Origin of the sequence: Polycladidibacter hongkongensis (assembly GCF_001561995.1) — a bacterium.
Classification (GTDB): Bacteria; Pseudomonadota; Alphaproteobacteria; order Rhizobiales; family Stappiaceae; genus Pseudovibrio; species Pseudovibrio hongkongensis.
This window is the reverse complement of sequence record NZ_LLWC01000024.1, coordinates 137490-156563: the sequence shown is the minus strand read 5'-3', so window position 1 is coordinate 156563 and position 19074 is coordinate 137490. Positions and strand designations below refer to the sequence as shown.

Annotated in this window: 17 protein-coding genes, 2 tRNA genes and 1 pseudogene; 12 read left to right on the top strand and 8 right to left on the bottom strand. The window is 54.2% G+C overall.

The window, feature by feature from the left end:
* The first annotated feature begins 226 nt into the window (after positions 1-226).
* From AYK82_RS12200 to AYK82_RS12180, 5 genes are all read left to right on the top strand, one after another.
* Positions 227-1048 (top strand): enoyl-CoA hydratase, encoded by an 822-nt coding sequence (locus AYK82_RS12200; RefSeq protein WP_068316160.1) that lies wholly within the window; start codon positions 227-229, stop codon positions 1046-1048.
* A 35-nt stretch (positions 1049-1083) separates the two neighbouring features.
* On the top strand, positions 1084-1503 hold the full coding sequence (locus AYK82_RS12195) for a CoA-binding protein (RefSeq protein WP_068316157.1): 420 nt from the start codon (positions 1084-1086) through the stop codon (positions 1501-1503).
* 301 nt (positions 1504-1804) lie between these two features.
* Positions 1805-3094 (top strand): O-acetylhomoserine aminocarboxypropyltransferase, encoded by a 1290-nt coding sequence (locus AYK82_RS12190; RefSeq protein WP_068316154.1) that lies wholly within the window; start codon positions 1805-1807, stop codon positions 3092-3094.
* 222 nt (positions 3095-3316) lie between these two features.
* Positions 3317-4069, top strand: a complete 753-nt coding sequence (locus AYK82_RS12185) for a flavodoxin family protein (RefSeq protein ID WP_068316151.1) — start codon at positions 3317-3319, stop codon at positions 4067-4069.
* A gap of 111 nt (positions 4070-4180) precedes the next feature.
* Positions 4181-4537: a DUF1622 domain-containing protein gene (locus AYK82_RS12180; protein ID WP_068316147.1), complete on the top strand. Its 357-nt coding sequence runs from the start codon at positions 4181-4183 to the stop codon at positions 4535-4537.
* 50 nt (positions 4538-4587) lie between these two features.
* Here AYK82_RS12180 and AYK82_RS12175 read toward each other — a convergent pair whose 3' ends face one another.
* The gene (locus AYK82_RS12175) at positions 4588-5712 is read right to left on the bottom strand and encodes a COX15/CtaA family protein (protein ID WP_208976487.1); all 1125 of its coding nucleotides are present in this window, start codon (positions 5710-5712) and stop codon (positions 4588-4590) included.
* Between the two features lie 254 nt (positions 5713-5966).
* Here AYK82_RS12175 and AYK82_RS12170 point away from each other — a divergent pair, with 254 nt between their 5' ends.
* The gene (locus AYK82_RS12170) at positions 5967-6182 is read left to right on the top strand and encodes a DUF2842 domain-containing protein (protein WP_068316144.1); all 216 of its coding nucleotides are present in this window, start codon (positions 5967-5969) and stop codon (positions 6180-6182) included.
* A gap of 85 nt (positions 6183-6267) precedes the next feature.
* Here AYK82_RS12170 and AYK82_RS12165 read toward each other — a convergent pair whose 3' ends face one another.
* On the bottom strand, positions 6268-8436 hold the full coding sequence (locus AYK82_RS12165; RefSeq protein ID WP_156453346.1) for a hypothetical protein: 2169 nt from the start codon (positions 8434-8436) through the stop codon (positions 6268-6270).
* Between the two features lie 338 nt (positions 8437-8774).
* Here AYK82_RS12165 and AYK82_RS12160 point away from each other — a divergent pair, with 338 nt between their 5' ends.
* Positions 8775-9314, top strand: a complete 540-nt coding sequence (locus AYK82_RS12160; RefSeq protein WP_172795237.1) for a polysaccharide biosynthesis/export family protein — start codon at positions 8775-8777, stop codon at positions 9312-9314.
* 130 nt (positions 9315-9444) lie between these two features.
* A tRNA-Pro gene (locus AYK82_RS12155) sits at positions 9445-9521 on the top strand.
* A gap of 354 nt (positions 9522-9875) precedes the next feature.
* Here AYK82_RS12155 and AYK82_RS18370 read toward each other — a convergent pair.
* From AYK82_RS18370 to AYK82_RS12135, 4 genes and pseudogenes are all read right to left on the bottom strand, one after another.
* Positions 9876-10157 (bottom strand): annotated as a pseudogene (locus AYK82_RS18370) (integrase core domain-containing protein); the annotation flags it as partial.
* Between the two features lie 330 nt (positions 10158-10487).
* Positions 10488-10570, bottom strand: a tRNA-Leu gene (locus tag AYK82_RS12145).
* Between the two features lie 122 nt (positions 10571-10692).
* On the bottom strand, positions 10693-12234 hold the full coding sequence (locus AYK82_RS12140; protein ID WP_068316132.1) for a bifunctional ADP-dependent NAD(P)H-hydrate dehydratase/NAD(P)H-hydrate epimerase: 1542 nt from the start codon (positions 12232-12234) through the stop codon (positions 10693-10695).
* A gap of 48 nt (positions 12235-12282) precedes the next feature.
* Complete coding sequence (locus AYK82_RS12135; RefSeq protein WP_068316130.1) at positions 12283-12675, bottom strand: VOC family protein; 393 nt, start codon at positions 12673-12675, stop codon at positions 12283-12285.
* Between the two features lie 334 nt (positions 12676-13009).
* Here AYK82_RS12135 and AYK82_RS12130 point away from each other — a divergent pair, with 334 nt between their 5' ends.
* From AYK82_RS12130 to tyrS, 4 genes are all read left to right on the top strand, one after another.
* Positions 13010-13348: a P-II family nitrogen regulator gene (locus AYK82_RS12130; protein WP_068316128.1), complete on the top strand. Its 339-nt coding sequence runs from the start codon at positions 13010-13012 to the stop codon at positions 13346-13348.
* Positions 13349-13492: 144 nt separating this feature from the next.
* A complete protein-coding gene (gene glnA, locus AYK82_RS12125) occupies positions 13493-14902 on the top strand; it encodes a type I glutamate--ammonia ligase (RefSeq protein ID WP_068316125.1) in 1410 nt (469 codons plus the stop codon).
* A gap of 460 nt (positions 14903-15362) precedes the next feature.
* Positions 15363-15746, top strand: coding sequence for a bleomycin resistance protein (locus tag AYK82_RS12120; RefSeq protein ID WP_068316122.1), 384 nt, complete (start codon positions 15363-15365; stop codon positions 15744-15746).
* A 110-nt stretch (positions 15747-15856) separates the two neighbouring features.
* A complete protein-coding gene (gene tyrS / locus AYK82_RS12115) occupies positions 15857-17110 on the top strand; it encodes a tyrosine--tRNA ligase (protein ID WP_068316118.1) in 1254 nt (417 codons plus the stop codon).
* A gap of 159 nt (positions 17111-17269) precedes the next feature.
* Here tyrS and AYK82_RS12110 read toward each other — a convergent pair whose 3' ends face one another.
* Both AYK82_RS12110 and AYK82_RS12105 read right to left on the bottom strand, forming a co-directional pair.
* Entirely contained in the window at positions 17270-18274 is a 1005-nt protein-coding gene (locus tag AYK82_RS12110; protein ID WP_068316116.1) for a TylF/MycF/NovP-related O-methyltransferase, read from the bottom strand.
* Entirely contained in the window at positions 18271-19002 is a 732-nt protein-coding gene (locus tag AYK82_RS12105) for a phytanoyl-CoA dioxygenase family protein (RefSeq protein ID WP_068316113.1), read from the bottom strand. The genes AYK82_RS12110 and AYK82_RS12105 overlap by 4 nt, the downstream gene beginning before the upstream one ends.
* Positions 19003-19074: the final 72 nt, after the last annotated feature.

The window sequence follows — 19074 nt, the reverse complement described above, 5'->3', positions numbered from 1 at the left end:
GTGTTCGCCCCAGCGCGAACCCCGATCAGTAGAGCCTGCAAGACACACACCTACAAAGACCACTAGGCAATTGGGTGAACTTGCAAGAGAACCTTGCAAAAGGTGACATACTGCAAGCTGTTAATCGCACGGGTACAAACGCCTCGCCCCCTTCTCTTCGCTTTGTTTACTGCTATAAACGGCGCTAACAAACACGTTTTACCTGCCTTCGCGAAAGGATTGATGCATGACCGCCACCCCTCAAGACGCTGCAGATCGCCCGCTCATCGGCAAACTGTTGCACAACGGCGTTCTGCGCCTCGTCATGCAACAACCTGAGAAAATGAACGCGCTCTCCAGGCAAATGATGACAGCACTCGCCGCCGAGCTTGAAGCTGCCGGCACGGATCCACATGTAAAGGTGATTCTGCTGGGCGCCGAAGGCAAAGTGTTTTGCGCAGGCCATGACCTGAAAGAACTCACCGCTGCCCGCGCCAATGCCGATGGAGGCAAGGCGTTCTATGCGGAAACCTTCGCACAATGTGCAAAACTGATGCAGCAAATCGTCGCCCTGCCCAAACCGGTCATCGCCGTCGTCACCGGTGTTGCCACCGCCGCCGGTTGCCAACTTGTTGCCAGTTGCGACCTCGCTCTGGCCGTTGATACCGCCACATTCTGCACCCCGGGTGTCAACATCGGCCTGTTCTGCTCTACGCCGATGGTAGCCCTCTCCCGCGCAGCCAACCGCAAGCAAGCTATGGAGATGCTACTCACCGGTGAAGCCATAGACGCCTCTACCGCAAAGGATTTTGGCTTAATCAACCGCATTATCCCGCGCGATTATCTGGAACAGATCGTCCAGAAATATGCCGAAACCATCGCTGCCAAGTCGGCCAAGACACTAAAGATCGGCAAGGAAGCCTTCTACAAACAACAGGAGATGCCATTGGCGCAGGCCTACGCCTATACAGGCGAGGTCATGACCCACAATATGCTGGATACCGATGCAGAAGAAGGGATCAACGCCTTCTTGCAAAAGCGGGAACCGGTCTGGACTACTGACAGCTAGTATCACACCTAAGCTATTTAAAAGGACGCAATGGCATGAGCACCCAACCCTACCCGCAAGGTTACACCCAAGAGGTGTTGGCCAAGGTCAACACCATCGCCCTTGTTGGGGCCAGCAACAAGCCCGAGCGCCCAAGCTATAAAGTCATGCGGTTTTTACAAGACAATGGCTACAAGGTGTTTCCGGTCAACCCCGGCCTTGCAGGCGGCGAGTTGCTTGGAGAACCGGTCTATGCCAGTCTTGCAGACGTACCATCAAAGATCGATATGATTGATATCTTCCGCAATTCTGAAGCTGCCGCCGCGATCATTGACGAGGCCTTGACGCTTGAAAACACCCCAAGCACTATTTGGATGCAACTAGGTGTCATCAACCAGAATGCCGCCGCCAAGGCCACAGAACAGGGGCTGGAAGTGATCATGGATCGCTGCCCTAAGATAGAGCTGGGCGGTTAGCACTTTACCTCGCCACTGAAAACCTGCCGCCATTTGGCGCTTTCACGTTGTGGCAGCAGGTTGCGCTGATTTTTTCTCTATAAAAAACTAAAAATCCTTCCCTCTATCCGGCGGAGCTGCGCAGATCGTAGCCCCATTGGACTTGAGACAAACTAAACATTTGTAGCAACAAACCTTGCGAGGCAGCCGATGCCTGCTCTCCATGCTTTTGTCCTGCTTGCCAGAATCCCCCTGCTCGCGTCATAGTGTCGCCAGCTGCAACTGCAGCCCTTCCCAGAGAAAAGTATGAGAGGCACGCCAGATGAGCGAAACCACACCGGGCTTCAACACCCTTTCCATCCATGCCGGCGCACAGCCAGACCCGACCACCGGCGCCCGCTCCACGCCGATCTATCAAACCACCGCCTTTGTGTTTGAAGATGTCGATCACGCTGCCAACCTGTTCGGCCTGCAAGCCTTCGGCAACATCTATACCCGCATCACCAACCCGACCACCGCGGTCTTGGAAGAGCGCGTCGCAAAGCTGGAAGGCGGCACCGCAGCGCTTGCAGTTGCCTCCGGACACTCGGGCCAGCTGCTCACCTTTCATACGCTCATGCAACCGGGCTGCAACATCGTCGCTTCAAAGCGCTTGTACGGCGGCTCCATCAACCAGCTGAACCATTCCTTCAAAAGCTTCGGCTGGGAAGTGAAGTGGGCTGAGGCCAACGACCCGCAAAGCTTTGCTGATGCCATTGACGAGAACACCCGCTGCGTGTTCATCGAGAGCCTCGCCAACCCGGGCGGCGTCATTATGGATATCGCCGCCATCAGCAAAGTGGCCAAGGCAGCAGGCGTGCCGCTGATTGTCGACAACACCATGGCCACACCTTATCTGTGCCAACCGATCCAGCACGGCGCCGACATTGTGCTGCATTCCCTAACCAAATTTATGGGTGGTCATGGCAACTCCATGGGCGGTGCAATCGTTGACGCTGGCACATTTGATTGGATGGCATCAGACAAATTCCCGCTACTCTCCACGCCGCGCCCTGAATACAATGACATGGTTCTCGGCACCACATTTGGTACCATGGCCTTTGCCATTTGTTGCCGCGTGCTTGGCCTGCGCGATCTGGGCCCGGCGATCTCGCCGCAAAATGCCTTCTATCTGCTCAACGGCATCGAAACTTTGGCCCTGCGCATGCAGCGCCACTGCGACAATGCTCTGGCCGTGGCCAGATTCCTGCAAAATCACGAAGCCGTTGAGTGGGTTTCCTACGCAGGCCTTGAGACCGACCCTTACCATGCCTTGCAGCAGAAATACTGCCCCAATGGCGCAGGCGCTGTCTTTACCTTTGGCGTGAAAGGCGGCTACGACGCGGGCGTGCAACTGGTCAAATCCGTTGAGCTGTTCTCGCATCTGGCCAATATCGGCGATACCCGTTCGCTGATTATCCACCCCGCCTCAACCACCCACCGCCAGCTCACCGATGCGCAAAAAACGGCCGCTGGCGCGGGCCCGGATGTGATCCGCCTCTCCATCGGCATTGAAGATGCAAAAGATATCATCGCTGATCTGGAGCAAGCACTGGCCAAAGTGCCGGTGTAAAGCCAGCGCAACGACCAATTCCTAGAAAAGAAAAAGAACGGTGCGCAAGCGCCGTTTTTAATATCTAGAGCAGAAGCAAGCTGAGATTACCCCCACCATTACCCAACAAAGTATTTATGCAAAATCAAAAAACACATATACTAACAGCACGCAATATTTAAACAATCAAGCTACCTCTGTGCAGGCAACCAAGGACAAATGGCAAGCCCGACGGAGGATTAAATGCCGATTTCCCTGTTTCACAATCTTAAAAAGGAAGGAGAACTTAATGCACTCTTTCTTAACTGTACTTTAAAGTCGGGACCAGAAACTTCAAATACCGAAGCACTTTGCAATCTTCTTATTGATCGCTTGAAACACTACGAGCCTAACATCAATTGCGAAATTGTCAGGGTAGTCGACTACAATATTAAACCGGGCGTCTCCAATGATGAAGGAGATGGCGACGAGTGGCCCGTTATTCTTGAGAAAATCAAGCACTGCAACATAATCGTCCCTGCAATGCCGATCTGGATGGGCGTACGTTCCTCAGTTATGCAACGTGTGATCGAAAGGCTTGATGGCTCGACAAAAACCGTGATGTGCGAGGAAACTGGCCAGTTTCCACTTTACGGGTCAGTGGTTGGCTGTGTTGTCACAGGCAATGAGGACGGCAGCCACGACTGCGTTGCAAACACCATTGCCAATCTTTTGCATTTCGGCGTGACAGCCCCTCCCAACACCGACCTGTATTGGGTAGGGGATGCCGGCCCAGGGGCAAGTTACATTGAAGCGGGCGGAGCCATGTCCCCCTATGTAAGGCGAAACGCAGAGCTATCCGCAATCAATCTGCTGCACATGGCCAAAGTTTTGCAGCAAAACCCGTACACCATCTCCGTAAAACAGCACAACAAAAAGATGATGGAGCGCAACAAGGTAAAGATGCAAGCCATGCAACAAGCAATGGCATACATGAAAGAACATATGCCCGATTAACCTTGGCAAAACGCGCTGAATATCAATCCACGTTGTCGCTTGCCCAAGTGGCAACGTGCGCAAGCCTCAACAAACAAGAAACGATTAGAAAATTCTGGAACTTCCGTAATCATGGCACCGCCGATCTCGCTATTTCTTGAGTATCTAACCGTTTTAGTCGACTATTTTGGCTACACCATACTAGCAATTACGGTTGTCAAGTTTCTCTTAAAATACACCAGATTCGAGCTACACCGAATGCGCGGGCTCCGCTGCGCCAGAGCCTATCAAGAAATGAGAGTGGAGTTCCTCAGTCAGGTCATCCTAGCAATCGATTTTATGGTGGTCTCCGATGTTATCAAATCCGGCCTCGCACACGATCTGGAAAACCTCACAACCCTTGCAGTTTTTGTGCTCATCCGTTCTGCTCTTGCCTTCTTCCTAGGCTTAGACCTTAAAGAAGTCCGGGCGGAACCCCCTGATGAATAATCGCAAAGACCCGACACGCCGCGCCAAACGGTCGATCACCGCGAACGCTTTCACGTGTCACCTTGAACGCGACGCTGGCGCACCCATAACTCGCAGGTGACTGCCAAGACGACCAGCGCACAGCCTTGGTGGGCCAGCGCCCAGTCCAGTCGCACCACGCTGAGCAGCGCCATTATGCCCAGCACAATTTGCACAACCAAAGCCGTCTCAAGCAGCCTAGCAACCCGGCGCAACCCAGCCTCAGCAGCGCTTACGTGCTTTTGCACCACCCACAGATAAAGTCCGGCCAGCAGTAACAACAGGTAGGCCATCATCCGATGCTGAAACTGCACCAGTTTCACATTCTCGAAATGATTAAGCCACCAAGGCGACAGCGGATACATGCCGCCGGGCAAAAACGCCCCGTCCATCAGCGGCCACGTGTTGTAAGCCATGCCCGCATTTAATCCGGCAACCAGTGCCCCGAGGAAAATCTGAATAAGAACCAAAAGGATAAGTAGCTGCGCCCCCCGCTCCAAACCGCGGTTAAACTGCGTGACCACAGGTACGACCAGCATTCGAGCCAACGAAAAAAGATAGGCAAACAGTACACAGGCCACGCTTAAATGCACCGCGAGGCGATACTGGCTCACATCCACCCGGTCCACAAGACCGGAGGACACCATCCACCAACCAATGGCGCCCTGCAGCCCGCCGAGCCCCAGCGCCACCACCAAATGTGGTTTCAACCACTGCGGCACCTGTCCTCGCATCCAAAACACCACCATGGGAACAAAAAACGCCAAGCCGATAAAACGCCCAAGCAAGCGATGCGCCCACTCCCACCAAAAAATGAACTGGAACTGCGCCAAGCTCATACCCGCGTTAATCTGCTCATACTGGGGAATCTGTCTGTATTTGGCGAACTCCTCCTCCCACTCAGCCAGCGAGAGCGGCGGGATTACCCCGTGAATTGGCTTCCACTCGGTAATCGAGAGCCCAGAATCGGTTAGCCGCGTGGCACCGCCAACGACAACGGTGCAGCCAATTAAGAAACAGATAAAATAAAGCCATAGGCGTAAAGGGCGCGTTTGCCGCGCTGAGTAAGCGGTTCTTTCCTGCACACCTGCAATCGCGCCGCTTTGACGTTCAACCGATGCCGCGGCACCAACTCCCATAGCCTTTTGCCCACGCATCAAATGCGCTCCCTTTAACAACCAACGCCTACACAAAAACACTTAAGTCGTGGTTTTAGGGCAATTTTTTTCAGTGTCCAACTGTTTTGCGCAGCCGCACGGCGCTTTATTCGCCTCTTCCAGCTTTTTCGCGTTCATCACCGAAAACACCTAGGCAATCGCACTTTCCCTATGCTAGGCAAGGCGCCACTTATTTGGCAGCAAGGTCGCTCGCTCAGCTCGCTTGCCTACACCAATAAAAAGGATCAGACCAGATGCCCCCAAGCCTGCGCCGGTTGTTCGGCATGATCGCACTTGTCACCTTCGTGATTGTCTACTGCTTCATCGTTATGGTTATCGGCGATCTCACCATGTACGGCAAACACTGGTCGTTGCAGATCTTGTTCTTTGCATTTTTTGGGCTGCTCTGGGTGTTCCCGGCTGGCTACATCATCAAGTGGATGTACAAAACCACCACACAAAACCAATAGGCACACGAAAAAGCAAGCAGGCCGCACCAACTATTGCGCGGCCTACGGCTTGCCCACCATCAGGCATCTATCATTTCCGCCACGCTCACGCGGCCATATCAAACAGCACTTGCGTCGCAGCCCCGGGCGCGCTCACCCGTTCCACCTCAATCGTACAATGGCAATGGGCCTCCAACGCCGCCAGCGTTGCCTCCAGCTCCGGACCAGCAGGCGAACCGTCTGTTGCCACGATCACTTTATCTGCCTCGGAAAGCAGCTGCGCATTAACCAGACTTGGATCCACCAGCCCTAAATCTGCAACCACCACATCATAGGTGGCATCAAGCGCCTCCATCACCAAGTCGTAGCGCCCCTCTTCCACAAAACGAGAACGAATACGCCCCTTCCCCGCCGGTATGACATGTGCCCGCGATTCCAGATCCCGGTGTATCACACGGGAAAACGATGCCTTACCCGCCAGCAACTCGGAAAACCCGTCCATCGCTTCCCCCTCGCGGTAATAGGCTTCGGTCGCACTTGCGGCCTGTCCGCCCCCGTGCGCCCGCACCTCCACAAACAACGACTGCACACCCTTGTTGGCAAGCCTACGTGCGCACGAAAACGCGACCTTGTTGGCTAATGCATCGCTATCAACCGATAACACCACAACCCGCTGCACAGCACGCTTTGCCCCTTGCCACTCACTGTCGTCATCACCGTCGATTGGCTGCGCGCTTCGCTCCCCGGCAGCAGGTGCCTCCAAGGGTGACTGCTGTTCTTGTTGTTCAGCTACGATCTGTGCGGTCACCGCATCGCTGGCCCGTCCACTGATCGCCTGCGCTTCAACAGGTGCTTGGACCTTGATTTTCTCGCTCAGGTACTTCTCTTTGCGCAGCCCGTGTCCACTTGTAAACGTCAGCAGTACCCGCAACAATGCGCCGCCTATAGCCCCCACCAAAAACACCGTCAAAGCCACCAATGCCGCAAATTTCGGCTCTGGTGCTTCTGGGGCAGTCGCGCGGCTCACCACGCGCGCTGTGCCGAGCCCGGTAGCCCGGTCTTCCACCTGCTGCAACCGCTCAAAATGGGCCACCAAACGCTCCAGCTCACGGCTCTTTCGCACCGCATCTTCTTGCATTTGCAACAACAACGCATCAGCCTGCGCTTGCTGGCTCAAAGTCTCTTGCCTCGCGCGCAAGGTAGAGCGCAGCGCCGCAATCTGCCCCTGCAGCTCGCGGCCAGATTGCGCCAGTGCATCAACCGTATTTTGCAGTTGCTCTGCCAAGCGCCGCTTGGCAAGTGCCGCTTTTTCTTCCAAAACCTTTATGGAGGGGTGGGCAGGCAACAATTCCAACAACGCATCTTGCAGGCCCTTATTCGCCTGTTGCACATCCTTGACAGCTTGTGCCAGCGCGCCAAAGCGCGTCGCATCGACTTGCGCCGGAAGGCCACCTTGCGCCGCGCTGCGAGCAAGCATACCTTGCCAATGCAAAGTGTCTTGCAACTCCGCTTCAAGGCGCGCCAGCCGCTGTTCATCTAGCAGCTGTTGCGCGCCAAACAGCGTGGGCTCGGTATTTGCTTCCTCCTCAAGCTCCTCCGCCGCGGCCGCTTGCTTAGCCGCAGCCAGCGCATCTTCCGCTGCCCCCAATTCGCTGCGCAACTGCTGTAATTGCGGTTGCAATTTCTGCGCCGCCACTTCCGCCGCTGCCGCAAAAGCGCGTTCCTGTTCTTTGAAATAGGCCGCCACCACGTCATTTGCCAGTCGCACCGACATCTGGGCATCAAGCGCGGTAACCTGAACTGCAAACATGGCAGAGCCCGTTACACGCTCAAGTCGCATGTTTGCCATCAACCCATCGACCGAACGCTCAAACGCCCCTCGATGATCAAACCAATTCGTTAGACCAAAACCACGGGCCCAACCAGCAAGCGTGCTGGACGGCCACACCGGAAAAACATCGGGCAAGAGATCACGTTGCGCCGCAACAACCCCGCTTGCCAGTGCGCGCGAGCGTAGCACCTGCATTTGCGCATCGCTTAGCTGTGCTTCCAGGCTTTGCCACTGAGCCTCGCTGCCATCAGGTAATAACTCCCGCGCCGCCTCTTGTGTCTCGATCAACAACCGCGCGCTAGCCCGATAATGCGGTGCCTCCGACCACATCAACAAAAAAACCGCAGCAGATAACACAAGTAGCGTCGGCAACCACCACAGCATAAATCGCTGTAATTGTTCCATCACGCGCTTGTAATCAATGACGATTCGCAGATGTGGCACAACGCGCCCCTCACTCAACTCGAAAATCACACTTCCACAAAAATGCGCGACTATGGTAACCAGACTGTTAAAAGTGACGATTTTGCCTGCGCCAATCCCCCCCTATACCTAGATTATTTGCAAATGGCAGGCAAAGTAGGTCTATGGCGCGCCCTCAATCCAACAAAAACAGAGCCCCATTGCGAGGCACGATCGTCGCAAACCTGCTCCTCCTATTGCTCGGAGCTTGCCACGCTACGTTTGAGAACACTGCCTCCCCCATGCCAACACCAACGCATTCGCCGCCGCCCTCTTCCACTGCCCCGCAAAACCGGCCGCCTGCGGCGCCGCAATCACAAATGAAACCACCCCAGAATTCTCAGACAGCACAAGCTTCGCCCAACTTACATCAGCAAACGAATGTCGTCCGTGCGCCTCTCACACTTGCCGAAGGCGATCAAATACGCCTTATCCTCACCCCTCACAAAGAACTGGAAGGCATCTACACCTTGCGCGAGCGCGGTGAAATCATCCTTCCTCTCATAGGTACAGTACCCGCCGCGCATAAGACCGTCACCGCTCTCCAGACCGCAGTACACCAGCGCCTGACAGAAAAACTCTACCGCCAAGCTGACATTCAAATCGAGCTGGTAAAAACCCGCCCGATCTATGTACTTGGCCCTGTAGCCCGCCCCGGCGCGGTGCGCTTCTTTCCCGGTATAACAGCCGCCTCTGCACTTGCAACCTCCGGCACACCGTTCCCACAACCCGGCACTGGGCGGGTTGAGCTAACCAATAGGAACGCTGCGCTGAAGAGCAAAGCAATCAGCGGACTGACCCGTCTTCGTCCTGCGGACACTTTAACCTACATCTTAAACGACCCGCCTCCACCTCCCTAGGCTATTCCTCCCTACGAGCTTTTCCACCAAGGATATAGGCAGCTAAAAACAAGCACTTGAAAAACGCGGAGCAACCGGCTACGAAGCTCAATGTCGAGAGGGCCTTAGCCTTCAGCAACAGACACTGGTTCGGGCAGTAGCGCAGCCTGGTAGCGCACTTCACTGGGGGTGAAGGGGTCGTCGGTTCAAATCCGGCCTGCCCGACCAACAATTCCAATAGGTTAGCTTGAGAACGTAAAGTATATCATTGGTGCATACGTACCAATGCAGTATTGCTCTACCAATATTTTACCCTCTCCTTCTACAATTTTAGTTAGACCCAAAACCCCAACCCCGGTTTATCTTTCCAATCTCTGCTCTAGTTGACAACATGTGCAACCGGCGCAATGCCGATGATCTACGAGAACACTAGAGACTTGAACCGTGTCACCATCACCCGCACCAGGATCCAACATAACTCCGGCCAGTCCATGCACACAAGTTGCTACGGCCGAGTTCGTCCCTATTCCCGGATAGTTTGATTAAACCTGTTCTGCAGCCATTTGCCTCGTATGCTTGACAAGGCATCTTGTAATCGATCGCTGAATGCCGTCTCTGACGATTGTAGAACACCTCAATATACCCAAAAATCTCAGCCTTAGCTTGATGCCTTAAAGAGAACGTGGTGCGATGCACGAGCGCCTTTTTCAGCGAGATCTGCGAGACAAAAAAGCTCTCCATAGGGGCATTATCCAGACACTGGCCCTTACGGCTCATGGATTGCCTGATGCAGGCACTTCGAAGCAGTGTTCAATACTCATCAGAACAGTATTGGAAACCGCGGTCAGAATGATGCACAAGCCCCGTTACATTGCCTCATCGAGCCAGTGCCATTTGAAGCGCATCAGCGCGCCCGGGCTGCTTCAAGCGAGGAGGTCTCAGGGCAAGCTTGATCTTGCCCCTCCCAAATCTAAGTAGCCCGCAAATCTAGGTAAAAAGCCTTTTTAGGTACGCGGCGCACATAATGCCAGCGCCCGCCCCGCAGCTTTAAATAGCGGTCATTCCTTTGCACGCCCAATTCCCCAATTTTTAAAATCTAGGGCATTTTGCAGGGCAAAAAGTGCGGCTGGATAAATCCTAAAAAAGTAAAAACCCGATTGCTAAGTGATTACAATCACTTAGCAATCGGGTTTATGGTGCGGCTGGAGGGACTCGAACCCCCACGGTCTCCCGCCAGAACCTAAATCTGGTGCGTCTACCAATTTCGCCACAGCCGCTTATGCTGTGAGGGGGTGAATATTGATCTTGAGCGCATAAGTCAACATCCGTTTTGCAACTCTTTGCCATTCCTGTGTTTTTTTTGTAGTTTTCCAGCACAAACAGCAGAATTGGACATTCCTCACGTTTGCTCAGCGGTATCTCGCACATCAACAAGCACCGGCTTAAGCGCACAAACCAACTCCTCGGCAACAAGAAATGCCCCTGCATGCGCCCCGGCCCGCCCATGCACATAAGCGCCAGCTGCTGCCGCCTTCTGACCATCTGCACCTTGCGCAAGGAAAGCCGCAATTACCCCGCACAAAACGTCCCCTGCCCCTGCCGTAGCCAACCACGGCACCCCGGCATCACAAATTGCAAGGCGGCCGTCGGGCGCACCGATGACAGTATCAGGGCCTTTATACAGCACAATTGCCCCGCTCAGGCGCGCTGCCGTTTTACAGATCTCCAGCTTATTGCAATAGCCCTGACCCAACTGCGGAATAAGCTGCCCGAAAAGGGCCTGTATTTCTCCATGATGCGGCGTCAACACCACCGGCTTGCCACTGGCACGATCAGCAATCAGGGCAAACAATGTCTGCGGATCATTGGCAAACGATGTCAACGCATCCGCATCCAACACCACCGCAACATCTGCGGAAAGCACAGCTGCCACCATTTCCCGGCATCGCCGCCCCACTCCAAAACCAGGGCCGATAACAACGCTTTGCACGCGCCGCGCCGCAAGCCACCCAATCAGCTCCGGCACTTTGTCCGCGCGCTCAAGCAAGGCAGCGGTCATGATCGAAGTCTCATGATGAGCATGCAGCAATGCGCTCGCTTCATCCCCCACCAGCGTAACCACACCCGCGCCGCACCTCTGCGCCGCCCGCGCCGCAAGCCGAGCAGCACCACATTGCAGCACACCGCCGCTAAACACAGCCACATGCCCACGGCTGAACTTGTGCGCCTCTACAGGTGGAACGCGCAGCAATGCGCACACATCCTCACAATCAACTCGGCGCACCATTGGCTGGATTTGATCAAGTACGCCCGCATCAATACCGATATCCGCCAGATGCACCTCACCGCACAAAGACGCCCCCGGCAACAAATAGTGCCCCGGCTTACCGCGGAAGAAGCTGAGGCTTGCATCCACCTCGACTGCGCAGCCCAGCACTTGGCCACTCAGACCATCTACACCGCTTGGTAAATCGCAGGCCACCACCTTGGCATTACTTGCATTTATAGAAGCCACCAGTTCGGCCAAAGCGCCCTCGATGGGCCGCACCAACCCGGCCCCAAACAATGCATCGATAACCACGTCATTCTGCGTAAGTTTGGCTAGTGAACCCGCCGCGCTGCCTATGGGCAACACAGCTTCACTCCACTGCGCTAACGCTAGCGCTGCATCGCCAGTCAAGGCATCTGGCGCACAAACCAACAGCACCTCAACGCGATACCCAAGCTCCCGCAACACCGCAGAGGCGATCAGTCCATCACCGCCATTGTTACCCGGCCCGCAAACCACTACAAAACGGCCACCGCAGCCCAGCATTTTCTCACCCTGCGCCGCCAGCGCTTTTCCAGCACGCTGCATCAGCGTAAAACCTGCGGTTCCCGCCGCAATAGTCAGCGCATCCGCTCGCGCCATCTGCGCGGGGGATAGCAACACCTGCCCCATAAGCCCACTCCCACCTTTAACCGTATCGCCCCAGCGCGCCGTACCACGCTAAATAATCATCACATTTTCCGGCTGTGCCAACTCGATTAGATTTCCGTCAGGATCGCGCACATAAATCGAGCGGATCGCCGAGGCGGCCCCGCTACGATAAACCGGCCCCTCTTCAATGCTCACGCCGCGCCCGTGCATATGCGCCAGAGCCTCATCTATATTCTCAACCAAAAAACAAAGGTCCGCCGCCCCATGAGCTGCAACTTTCGCATTTGGCCTCACCTGCCCCTCCACCTCGACAAGGTTCACCTTTTGGCAGCCGAAATGATAGGCCTTGCGCCCCTTGGCATGTTCAACCTCCAGCATACCCAACACGTCGCGATAAAACTGCCCCGCCTTCTCGAGCGAGGAAACATTCACCACCACATGATCTAGAGATACCAACCGCATAAAACCGCTCCCGCGTATTAAGTTTACCAGCGACAGTGCCAGATCCCCCCTTAAAGAAGTCCTGCCGTCGTCGCTACGCCCCCACAAAACGCAAGCCAATGCCAATCTACCCCAACCAACTCGTAAGCACCGGCAATAAAATTCTAAGAACCACCTCAAAACGCCCACAAACTAATCACAGTGACTGTTTTTTGTGCATCGGCCCTGTTTTTAATCAACTCCTGACACTGCCCCACGCCCCATGAACGCAAAAAATTCGGGCAAATCCGCCAAAACAAAAAACTGGCACGCTTGTTGCTTATAATCTAGCAACTGCAAAACGGGACGTGCTGCTATGAAGAAAATCGAGGCGATTATTAAGCCATTCAAACTGGATGAAGTCAAAGAGGCACTTCAAGAAGTTGGCCTTCAAGGCATCACGGTTACCGAAGCGAAAGGCTTTGGCCGCCAGAAAGGTCACACAGAATTGTACCGCGGCGCCGAATACGTGGTCGATTTCCTGCCTAAAGTTAAGGTTGAAATCGTTCTTACTGATGATCTGGCGGATAAGGCCGTTGAAGCCATTCGAGACGCCGCCCAGACAGGCCGCATCGGCGATGGCAAAATTTTCGTCTCCAATATTGAAGAGGCAATTCGCATCCGTACCGGCGAGACCGGTGAGGAAGCGGTTTAGCACATGCATTTTTCGCTGTAGGTTGACCGCTTACAGCGCTGCAACAACCCGCATATCCTGCGGGAACTAAATGGGAGGGGGACCCGCGGCACACCCACCGGGGCGACCATCCAAATAACGACTGGAAAGAAGGGGAAGGACGTTATGACAACGGCCGCTGAAGTTCTCAAACTCATCGAAGAAAAAGACGTAAAATTCGTTGACCTGCGTTTCACCGACCCGCGCGGTAAAATGCAGCACGTCACCATGGACATTTCCCAGGTGAACGAAGACATGTTCGTTGAAGGCGTTGCCTTCGATGGCTCCTCCATTGCCGGTTGGAAAGCAATCGATGAATCCGACATGATGCTGATGCCAGATGCTGCATCTGCACACATCGATCCATTCTTCGCACAAGCAACCCTCTCCGTTTTCTGTGATGTCCTCGACCCGATCTCCGGTGAAGGCTACAACCGCGATCCACGCATGACGGCAAAACGCGCAGAAGCCTACGTAAAAGCTTGCGGCGCTGGCGACACCGTGTTCGTTGGTCCAGAAGCTGAATTCTTCATCTTCGACGACGTGCGCTTCGCAGCTGATCCATACAATACCGGCTTTAAACTGGACAGCGGCGAGCTGCCATCCAACATGGACAGCGAGTACGAGTCTGGCAACCTTGGCCACCGTCCACGCACAAAAGGCGGTTACTTCCCGGTCCCACCAATAGACAGCTGTCAGGACATCCGCTCCGAAATGCTTTCTGTCATGACCGAAATGGGCGTGAAAGTAGAAAAGCACCACCACGAAGTGGCCGCTGCGCAGCACGAGCTTGGCATGCAGTTCCAAGAGCTGACCACCATGGCCGACCACATGCAGATCTACAAGTATGCGGTTCACCAGGTTGCACACGCTTACGGCAAAACCTCTACCTTTATGCCAAAGCCTGTCTTTGGCGATAACGGCACCGGCATGCACTGCCACTTCTCCATCTGGGAAGAAGGCAAGCCAAAATTCGCTGGCAACCAGTACGCAGATCTTTCTGAAACCGCTCTATACTTCATCGGCGGTATCTTGAAGCACGCAAAAGCGCTGAACGCCTTCACCAACGCTTCGACCAACTCTTACAAGCGTCTGGTTCCTGGCTATGAAGCACCGGTTCTGCTGGCATACTCTTCCCGCAACCGCTCCGCGTCTTGCCGTATCCCGTTCACCTCTTCGCCAAAAGCGAAGCGCGTTGAAGTTCGCTTCCCGGATCCATCCGCAAACCCGTACCTGGCGTTCGCAGCCCAGTTAATGGCTGGCCTTGATGGCATTAAGAACAAAATCCACCCGGGCGACGCAATGGACAAAAACCTCTACGATCTTCCAGCGGAAGAACTCGCAGAGATCCCAACCGTGGCAGCATCCCTGCGTGAAGCTCTGGAAAGCCTCGACGCTGACCGTGACTTCCTCAAAGCAGGCGGCGTGATGGATGATGACCAGATCGACGCCTACATCGAACTGAAGATGGAAGAAGTCATGCGTACCGACATGACCCCACACCCTGTCGAGTTCGACATGTACTACTCTGTATAAGCTCATTAGCGCATAACCAGAGGGGAAGGCTCTGGCTGCTCAAGCGGCCGGGGCCTTTCTTATTTTGGTTATTCCATCGACGTCTTAGGCAAGCCATCCGCCCTCTCCTGAGGGAAAAATACAAACACCAATGTTCCCGCCCTCTTGGTTTTCAAGGAAGCATTCTGCGAAATGTCATGCGCACGTCACCAATTTAAAGCAGTATCTTCTTCAAGGCCGATGCCTGCTATCGGCTTATCCCGAACTACCTCTGAGGTCTTTGCCTGTGGGCAAAGACCTTTTTTCATTAAAATCAATGCCTTGCTGGAAACGCTGTTCACGAACCGGTTAAGTGCCCTTTAGCACGCAACCAACCGGTAGGTTTCGCGTAACTTTCGTAGCCTAGCCTGCCCAAAACAAACAAGGTGGCACAACTATCAATGAGTGCCGCAAACGTGCACAAACACCGCAAGGAAATCTCATGCTTGCTGATCAAAACCTGCAAATCCTCCCTAACCTTCCATCTCTAGACCTGCAAGAAACCAAAGAATTCTATCAGAAGTTTCTTGCCTTCGATCAGGTCTCTTTCGAAGATGACACCACTTTGGTCTTGAAGGCAGGTAATCTGGAAATCATGTTTTGGTTGACTGAAGAGCCGGATTATTGCCAGAACAGCTCCATCTACATTCGTGGTGATGGCATTGACGATCTTTATCCGCAACTTCAGCAGAAGCCATGGGGAGAATCGCCTCTGGCAAAACTGTCGGAGCTTGCAGACCGCCCTTGGGGGATGTGCGAGTTTTACATCCATGATCCCCATGGCAACCTGCTCCGCTTCGGTCATCCAAGCCATCTGCCCGGTTAAAATGCCATTCTCCTGCGATTATCCGTAGGTTTGCGCGTGAAATTCCCGCCAATCTTCGCTATACACCTGCCAACATTGTTTATTCTAAACTTGAGGCGGGTGTTGCGACCATGAGCACATACAAATCCCAATTCCTGAAAACGTTGCAGGAACGTGGCTTTATCCATCAGCTTTCCAATGCAGATGGGCTGGACGAGCTGTGCGCCAAGGAGACTGTAACCGCCTATATCGGCTTTGATTGCACCGCCACCAGTTTGCATGTCGGCTCGCTTGTGCAAATCATGATGCTCTACTGGTTTCAACAAAGCGGCCACCGCCCGATCACACTAATGGGCAGCGGCACCACGCGGGTGGGCGACCCGACCGGCAAAGACGAAAGCCGCAAAGTCCTCACCGACGAAACCATTGAGGCCAATAAGGACGGCATCAAGCAGGTTTTCGAAAAATTCCTAAGCTATGGCGATGGCCCCGCTGATGCGATGATGCTGGATAATGCCGACTGGCTATTGAAACTCAACTACATGGAGTTTCTGCGTGATGTCGGCCGCTACTTCTCGGTAAACCAGATGATTCAGCGCGACAGTGTGCGCCTGCGACTGGAGCGAGAGCAGCACCTCTCATTCCTTGAATTCAACTACATGCTGCTGCAAGGCTACGATTATCTGGAAATCTACCGCCGTACCGGTTGCCGCTTGCAAATGGGCGGCTCAGATCAATGGAGCAACATTCTCTCCGGCGTTGACCTTGGCCGCCGCCTTGCCGATGAGGAACTGTTTGCCCTTACCACCCCGCTGCTGACAACCGCCTCCGGCGCAAAAATGGGCAAGACAGCGGCAGGTGCCATCTGGCTCAACGCAGATATGCTCAGCCCCTACGATTACTGGCAGTTCTGGCGTAATACAGAAGATGCAGATGTTGAGCGCTTCTTGAAGCTCTTCACTATTTTGCCGATGGAGCAAATCGCCGAGCTGGCCGCTCTTGAAGGCGCACAAATCAACGAGGCAAAAAAAGTCTTGGCCACAGAGGCAACTGCCCTTTTGCATGGCCGCGAAGCCGCCGAAGCAGCCGCGGAGACAGCGCGAAAAGCCTTTGAAGAAGGCGCCAGCGCCGCAGGTCTGCCAACCATCGAAATTTCCCGCAATGAGCTGGACGCTGGCATCGGTGTGCTCGGCCTTTACGTTACCGCCGGGCTATGCGCTTCCAACGGCGAAACCCGCCGGAATATTAAGGGAGGCGCAGTGCGCGTGAATGACAAGGCCGTCGCCGATCACACCACAACCGTCTCGCTTGCCGATATTGCTGAGGATGGCAAGATCAAACTATCCTTAGGCAAAAAGAAGCACGTACTTATCAAACCGGTATAAGTCACTATCACGCAATACCTGATATAAAACCCTCCTAGCATTGCATAGGAGGGTTTTTTGTGACCATCGCAGGCATAGATCAAAACCTTGATCCAAACTCCCAATACGCCTCGGCTTTGTGACCAATCAATCTACAACCTAACAAAAGCGCAACAGGGGTCAAACCGGCACAACCAACTGTGCCCGCTCGTTTTCGATCACAGGTTCCCGGCGGCCCAAAATAAACCACTGATGCTGCCAATGTGTGCGGTCAAACTCGATCAATTCGAATTGGCGGTTGACCGCCAACCACTCCAATGCTGCTGCCCGCTCTCCCACTTTTGCGCTGGCGCGGGTCAAGCGCCAATCATCAAAGTAAATGAGTGCCCCATCCTCAAGCAGAGGCGTGACGAACTCCAATACCTGCCTTGTTGGTTCCAGCAAGTCGCAGTCGATTACACATACGGAGACCGATTTATCTGCCAACCCATACGCGCTCGCAGGCTTTTCTAATGTGGTCTCGTAAAACCCCTCGGTGACGCGCAATCTCTCCTTGGCGACCTCCGCCATCTCACAGAGCAGCAAGAACGTTTCCTTGTTGCAGCAATAGCTGCCTAGCGCAAAGTCCCCGCCCGTATACTCAGATTCTAAAGGCTTTGGTGCGGACAGTCCGGCAAAGGAATCAAATGCAAAGAAGTCCCCTGCCAGCCAGTGCTTCATTTCGTGATAGTTGTTAAAAAAGGAACGTCCGTACCAACAGCCAAACTCGAGGTAGTGCCCCTTTAAATTACAACGCGCCACATAGTTCGCCGCAGCCGAAGTCTCCCATGCGGCGCGCTGCGCATCTAGCCCACGCAGTTTAAGAGAGGCAAGCGCTTCCCGATTTGCCGGGACAACCACAACACCCTTGCGCTGTAAACTCTCACATAGCCGCATCGCTGTAGCATAGAACGCTGGATCTGCAACCACGATGGCATCTACATCAGCGGGACAATTTTGCAAAGGGATCCGTTCTTTGCGCGGTCCAAAGACACCGCTATGCCCACGCGCTCCCGCGCCCACCTGCAACAACACGCCTTTAAAACCAACAGGTACCCCTGAAGTATGGGAGGTGTTCAGCAATACCGCAACACGACGATAGCCCTTGCGCTCAAGCCAACCAATTGTTTCAAGAAGAGTATTCATGCGTCCGGTACGATCCCCTTGCGCAGCTCGGCAAAGTGCTCGGTACGCCAGATCCCGCGCATCAAACGCGGCTCTGCAACGCCAAATGGCCGGCCACTGTAGCTTCCATCACAAGCATTTTGATAGACAATCTGTAACAAGGGACGAGGCTCTGCTCTCACCGCTGCTTCCGAGTAGTGCCAGCACAAAAAGTCCATGGCCACCACATCACCAACTTGCAAAGACGGTGACAAAATTTCCATCTGCGGCCAGTCTTGCAGCTGTATTGTACCACGTTCTAAAGGACCATAATGGTGCGAGCCCCTGACAAAACTCAAGCCCCCGTTACCTGCAATGGCAGTACAGGGCTCTAGCGCGATAAAGAATGAAATCTTTTGAGCAGAACCGTTGAAGTAAGGTAGATCCTGATGAACACTCACTTCTCCGCTCCACACCCCGTCCTTCACCAACAGCCGGTTCATATACAGAGCGATATCATCGCCAAGCAGCTTCTGTGCAATATCAAGCAGCTTCGGACTTTCACAAATTCTGGAGATTTCGCCGCTAAGACAGCCTAGCAAGAAACGATCCTGCCGCTGAAGTTCCCCAGCCTCAGCTGCATCACGCCACTGTTGGCGGGCATCGGCAAGCTCGTTCTCACTAAAAAAATCGCGCAGCACCTGCACACCATCTGCCCGAAATATCGCGGCATCAAAGCATCGCTGCCCAGCATCGCTCAAATCCAACATGTGTTTTGCACCTCATCAACAAAACACAGTCTTGCGCAGCCAACGCACTAGGACAATCCCGCTATTTTCCCC

Bases quoted from the DNA above. Each gene is read 5' to 3' on its own strand.
- AYK82_RS12120 (WP_068316122.1), top strand. From the start codon at position 15,363: ATGCTTGCTGATCAAAACCTGCAAATCCTCCCTAACCTTCCATCTCTA.
- AYK82_RS12180 (WP_068316147.1), top strand. From the start codon at position 4,181: ATGGCACCGCCGATCTCGCTATTTCTTGAGTATCTAACCGTTTTAGTC.
- AYK82_RS12185 (WP_068316151.1), top strand. From the start codon at position 3,317: ATGCCGATTTCCCTGTTTCACAATCTTAAAAAGGAAGGAGAACTTAAT.
- AYK82_RS12135 (WP_068316130.1), bottom strand. From the start codon at position 12,675: ATGCGGTTGGTATCTCTAGATCATGTGGTGGTGAATGTTTCCTCGCTC.
- AYK82_RS12200 (WP_068316160.1), top strand. From the start codon at position 227: ATGACCGCCACCCCTCAAGACGCTGCAGATCGCCCGCTCATCGGCAAA.
- AYK82_RS12140 (WP_068316132.1), bottom strand. From the start codon at position 12,234: ATGGGGCAGGTGTTGCTATCCCCCGCGCAGATGGCGCGAGCGGATGCG.
- AYK82_RS12175 (WP_208976487.1), bottom strand. From the start codon at position 5,712: ATGCGTGGGCAAAAGGCTATGGGAGTTGGTGCCGCGGCATCGGTTGAA.
- AYK82_RS12110 (WP_068316116.1), bottom strand. From the start codon at position 18,274: ATGAATACTCTTCTTGAAACAATTGGTTGGCTTGAGCGCAAGGGCTAT.
- AYK82_RS12195 (WP_068316157.1), top strand. From the start codon at position 1,084: ATGAGCACCCAACCCTACCCGCAAGGTTACACCCAAGAGGTGTTGGCC.
- glnA (WP_068316125.1), top strand. From the start codon at position 13,493: ATGACAACGGCCGCTGAAGTTCTCAAACTCATCGAAGAAAAAGACGTA.
- tyrS (WP_068316118.1), top strand. From the start codon at position 15,857: ATGAGCACATACAAATCCCAATTCCTGAAAACGTTGCAGGAACGTGGC.
- AYK82_RS12130 (WP_068316128.1), top strand. From the start codon at position 13,010: ATGAAGAAAATCGAGGCGATTATTAAGCCATTCAAACTGGATGAAGTC.
- AYK82_RS12190 (WP_068316154.1), top strand. From the start codon at position 1,805: ATGAGCGAAACCACACCGGGCTTCAACACCCTTTCCATCCATGCCGGC.
- AYK82_RS12105 (WP_068316113.1), bottom strand. From the start codon at position 19,002: ATGTTGGATTTGAGCGATGCTGGGCAGCGATGCTTTGATGCCGCGATA.
- AYK82_RS12160 (WP_172795237.1), top strand. From the start codon at position 8,775: ATGAAACCACCCCAGAATTCTCAGACAGCACAAGCTTCGCCCAACTTA.
- AYK82_RS12170 (WP_068316144.1), top strand. From the start codon at position 5,967: ATGCCCCCAAGCCTGCGCCGGTTGTTCGGCATGATCGCACTTGTCACC.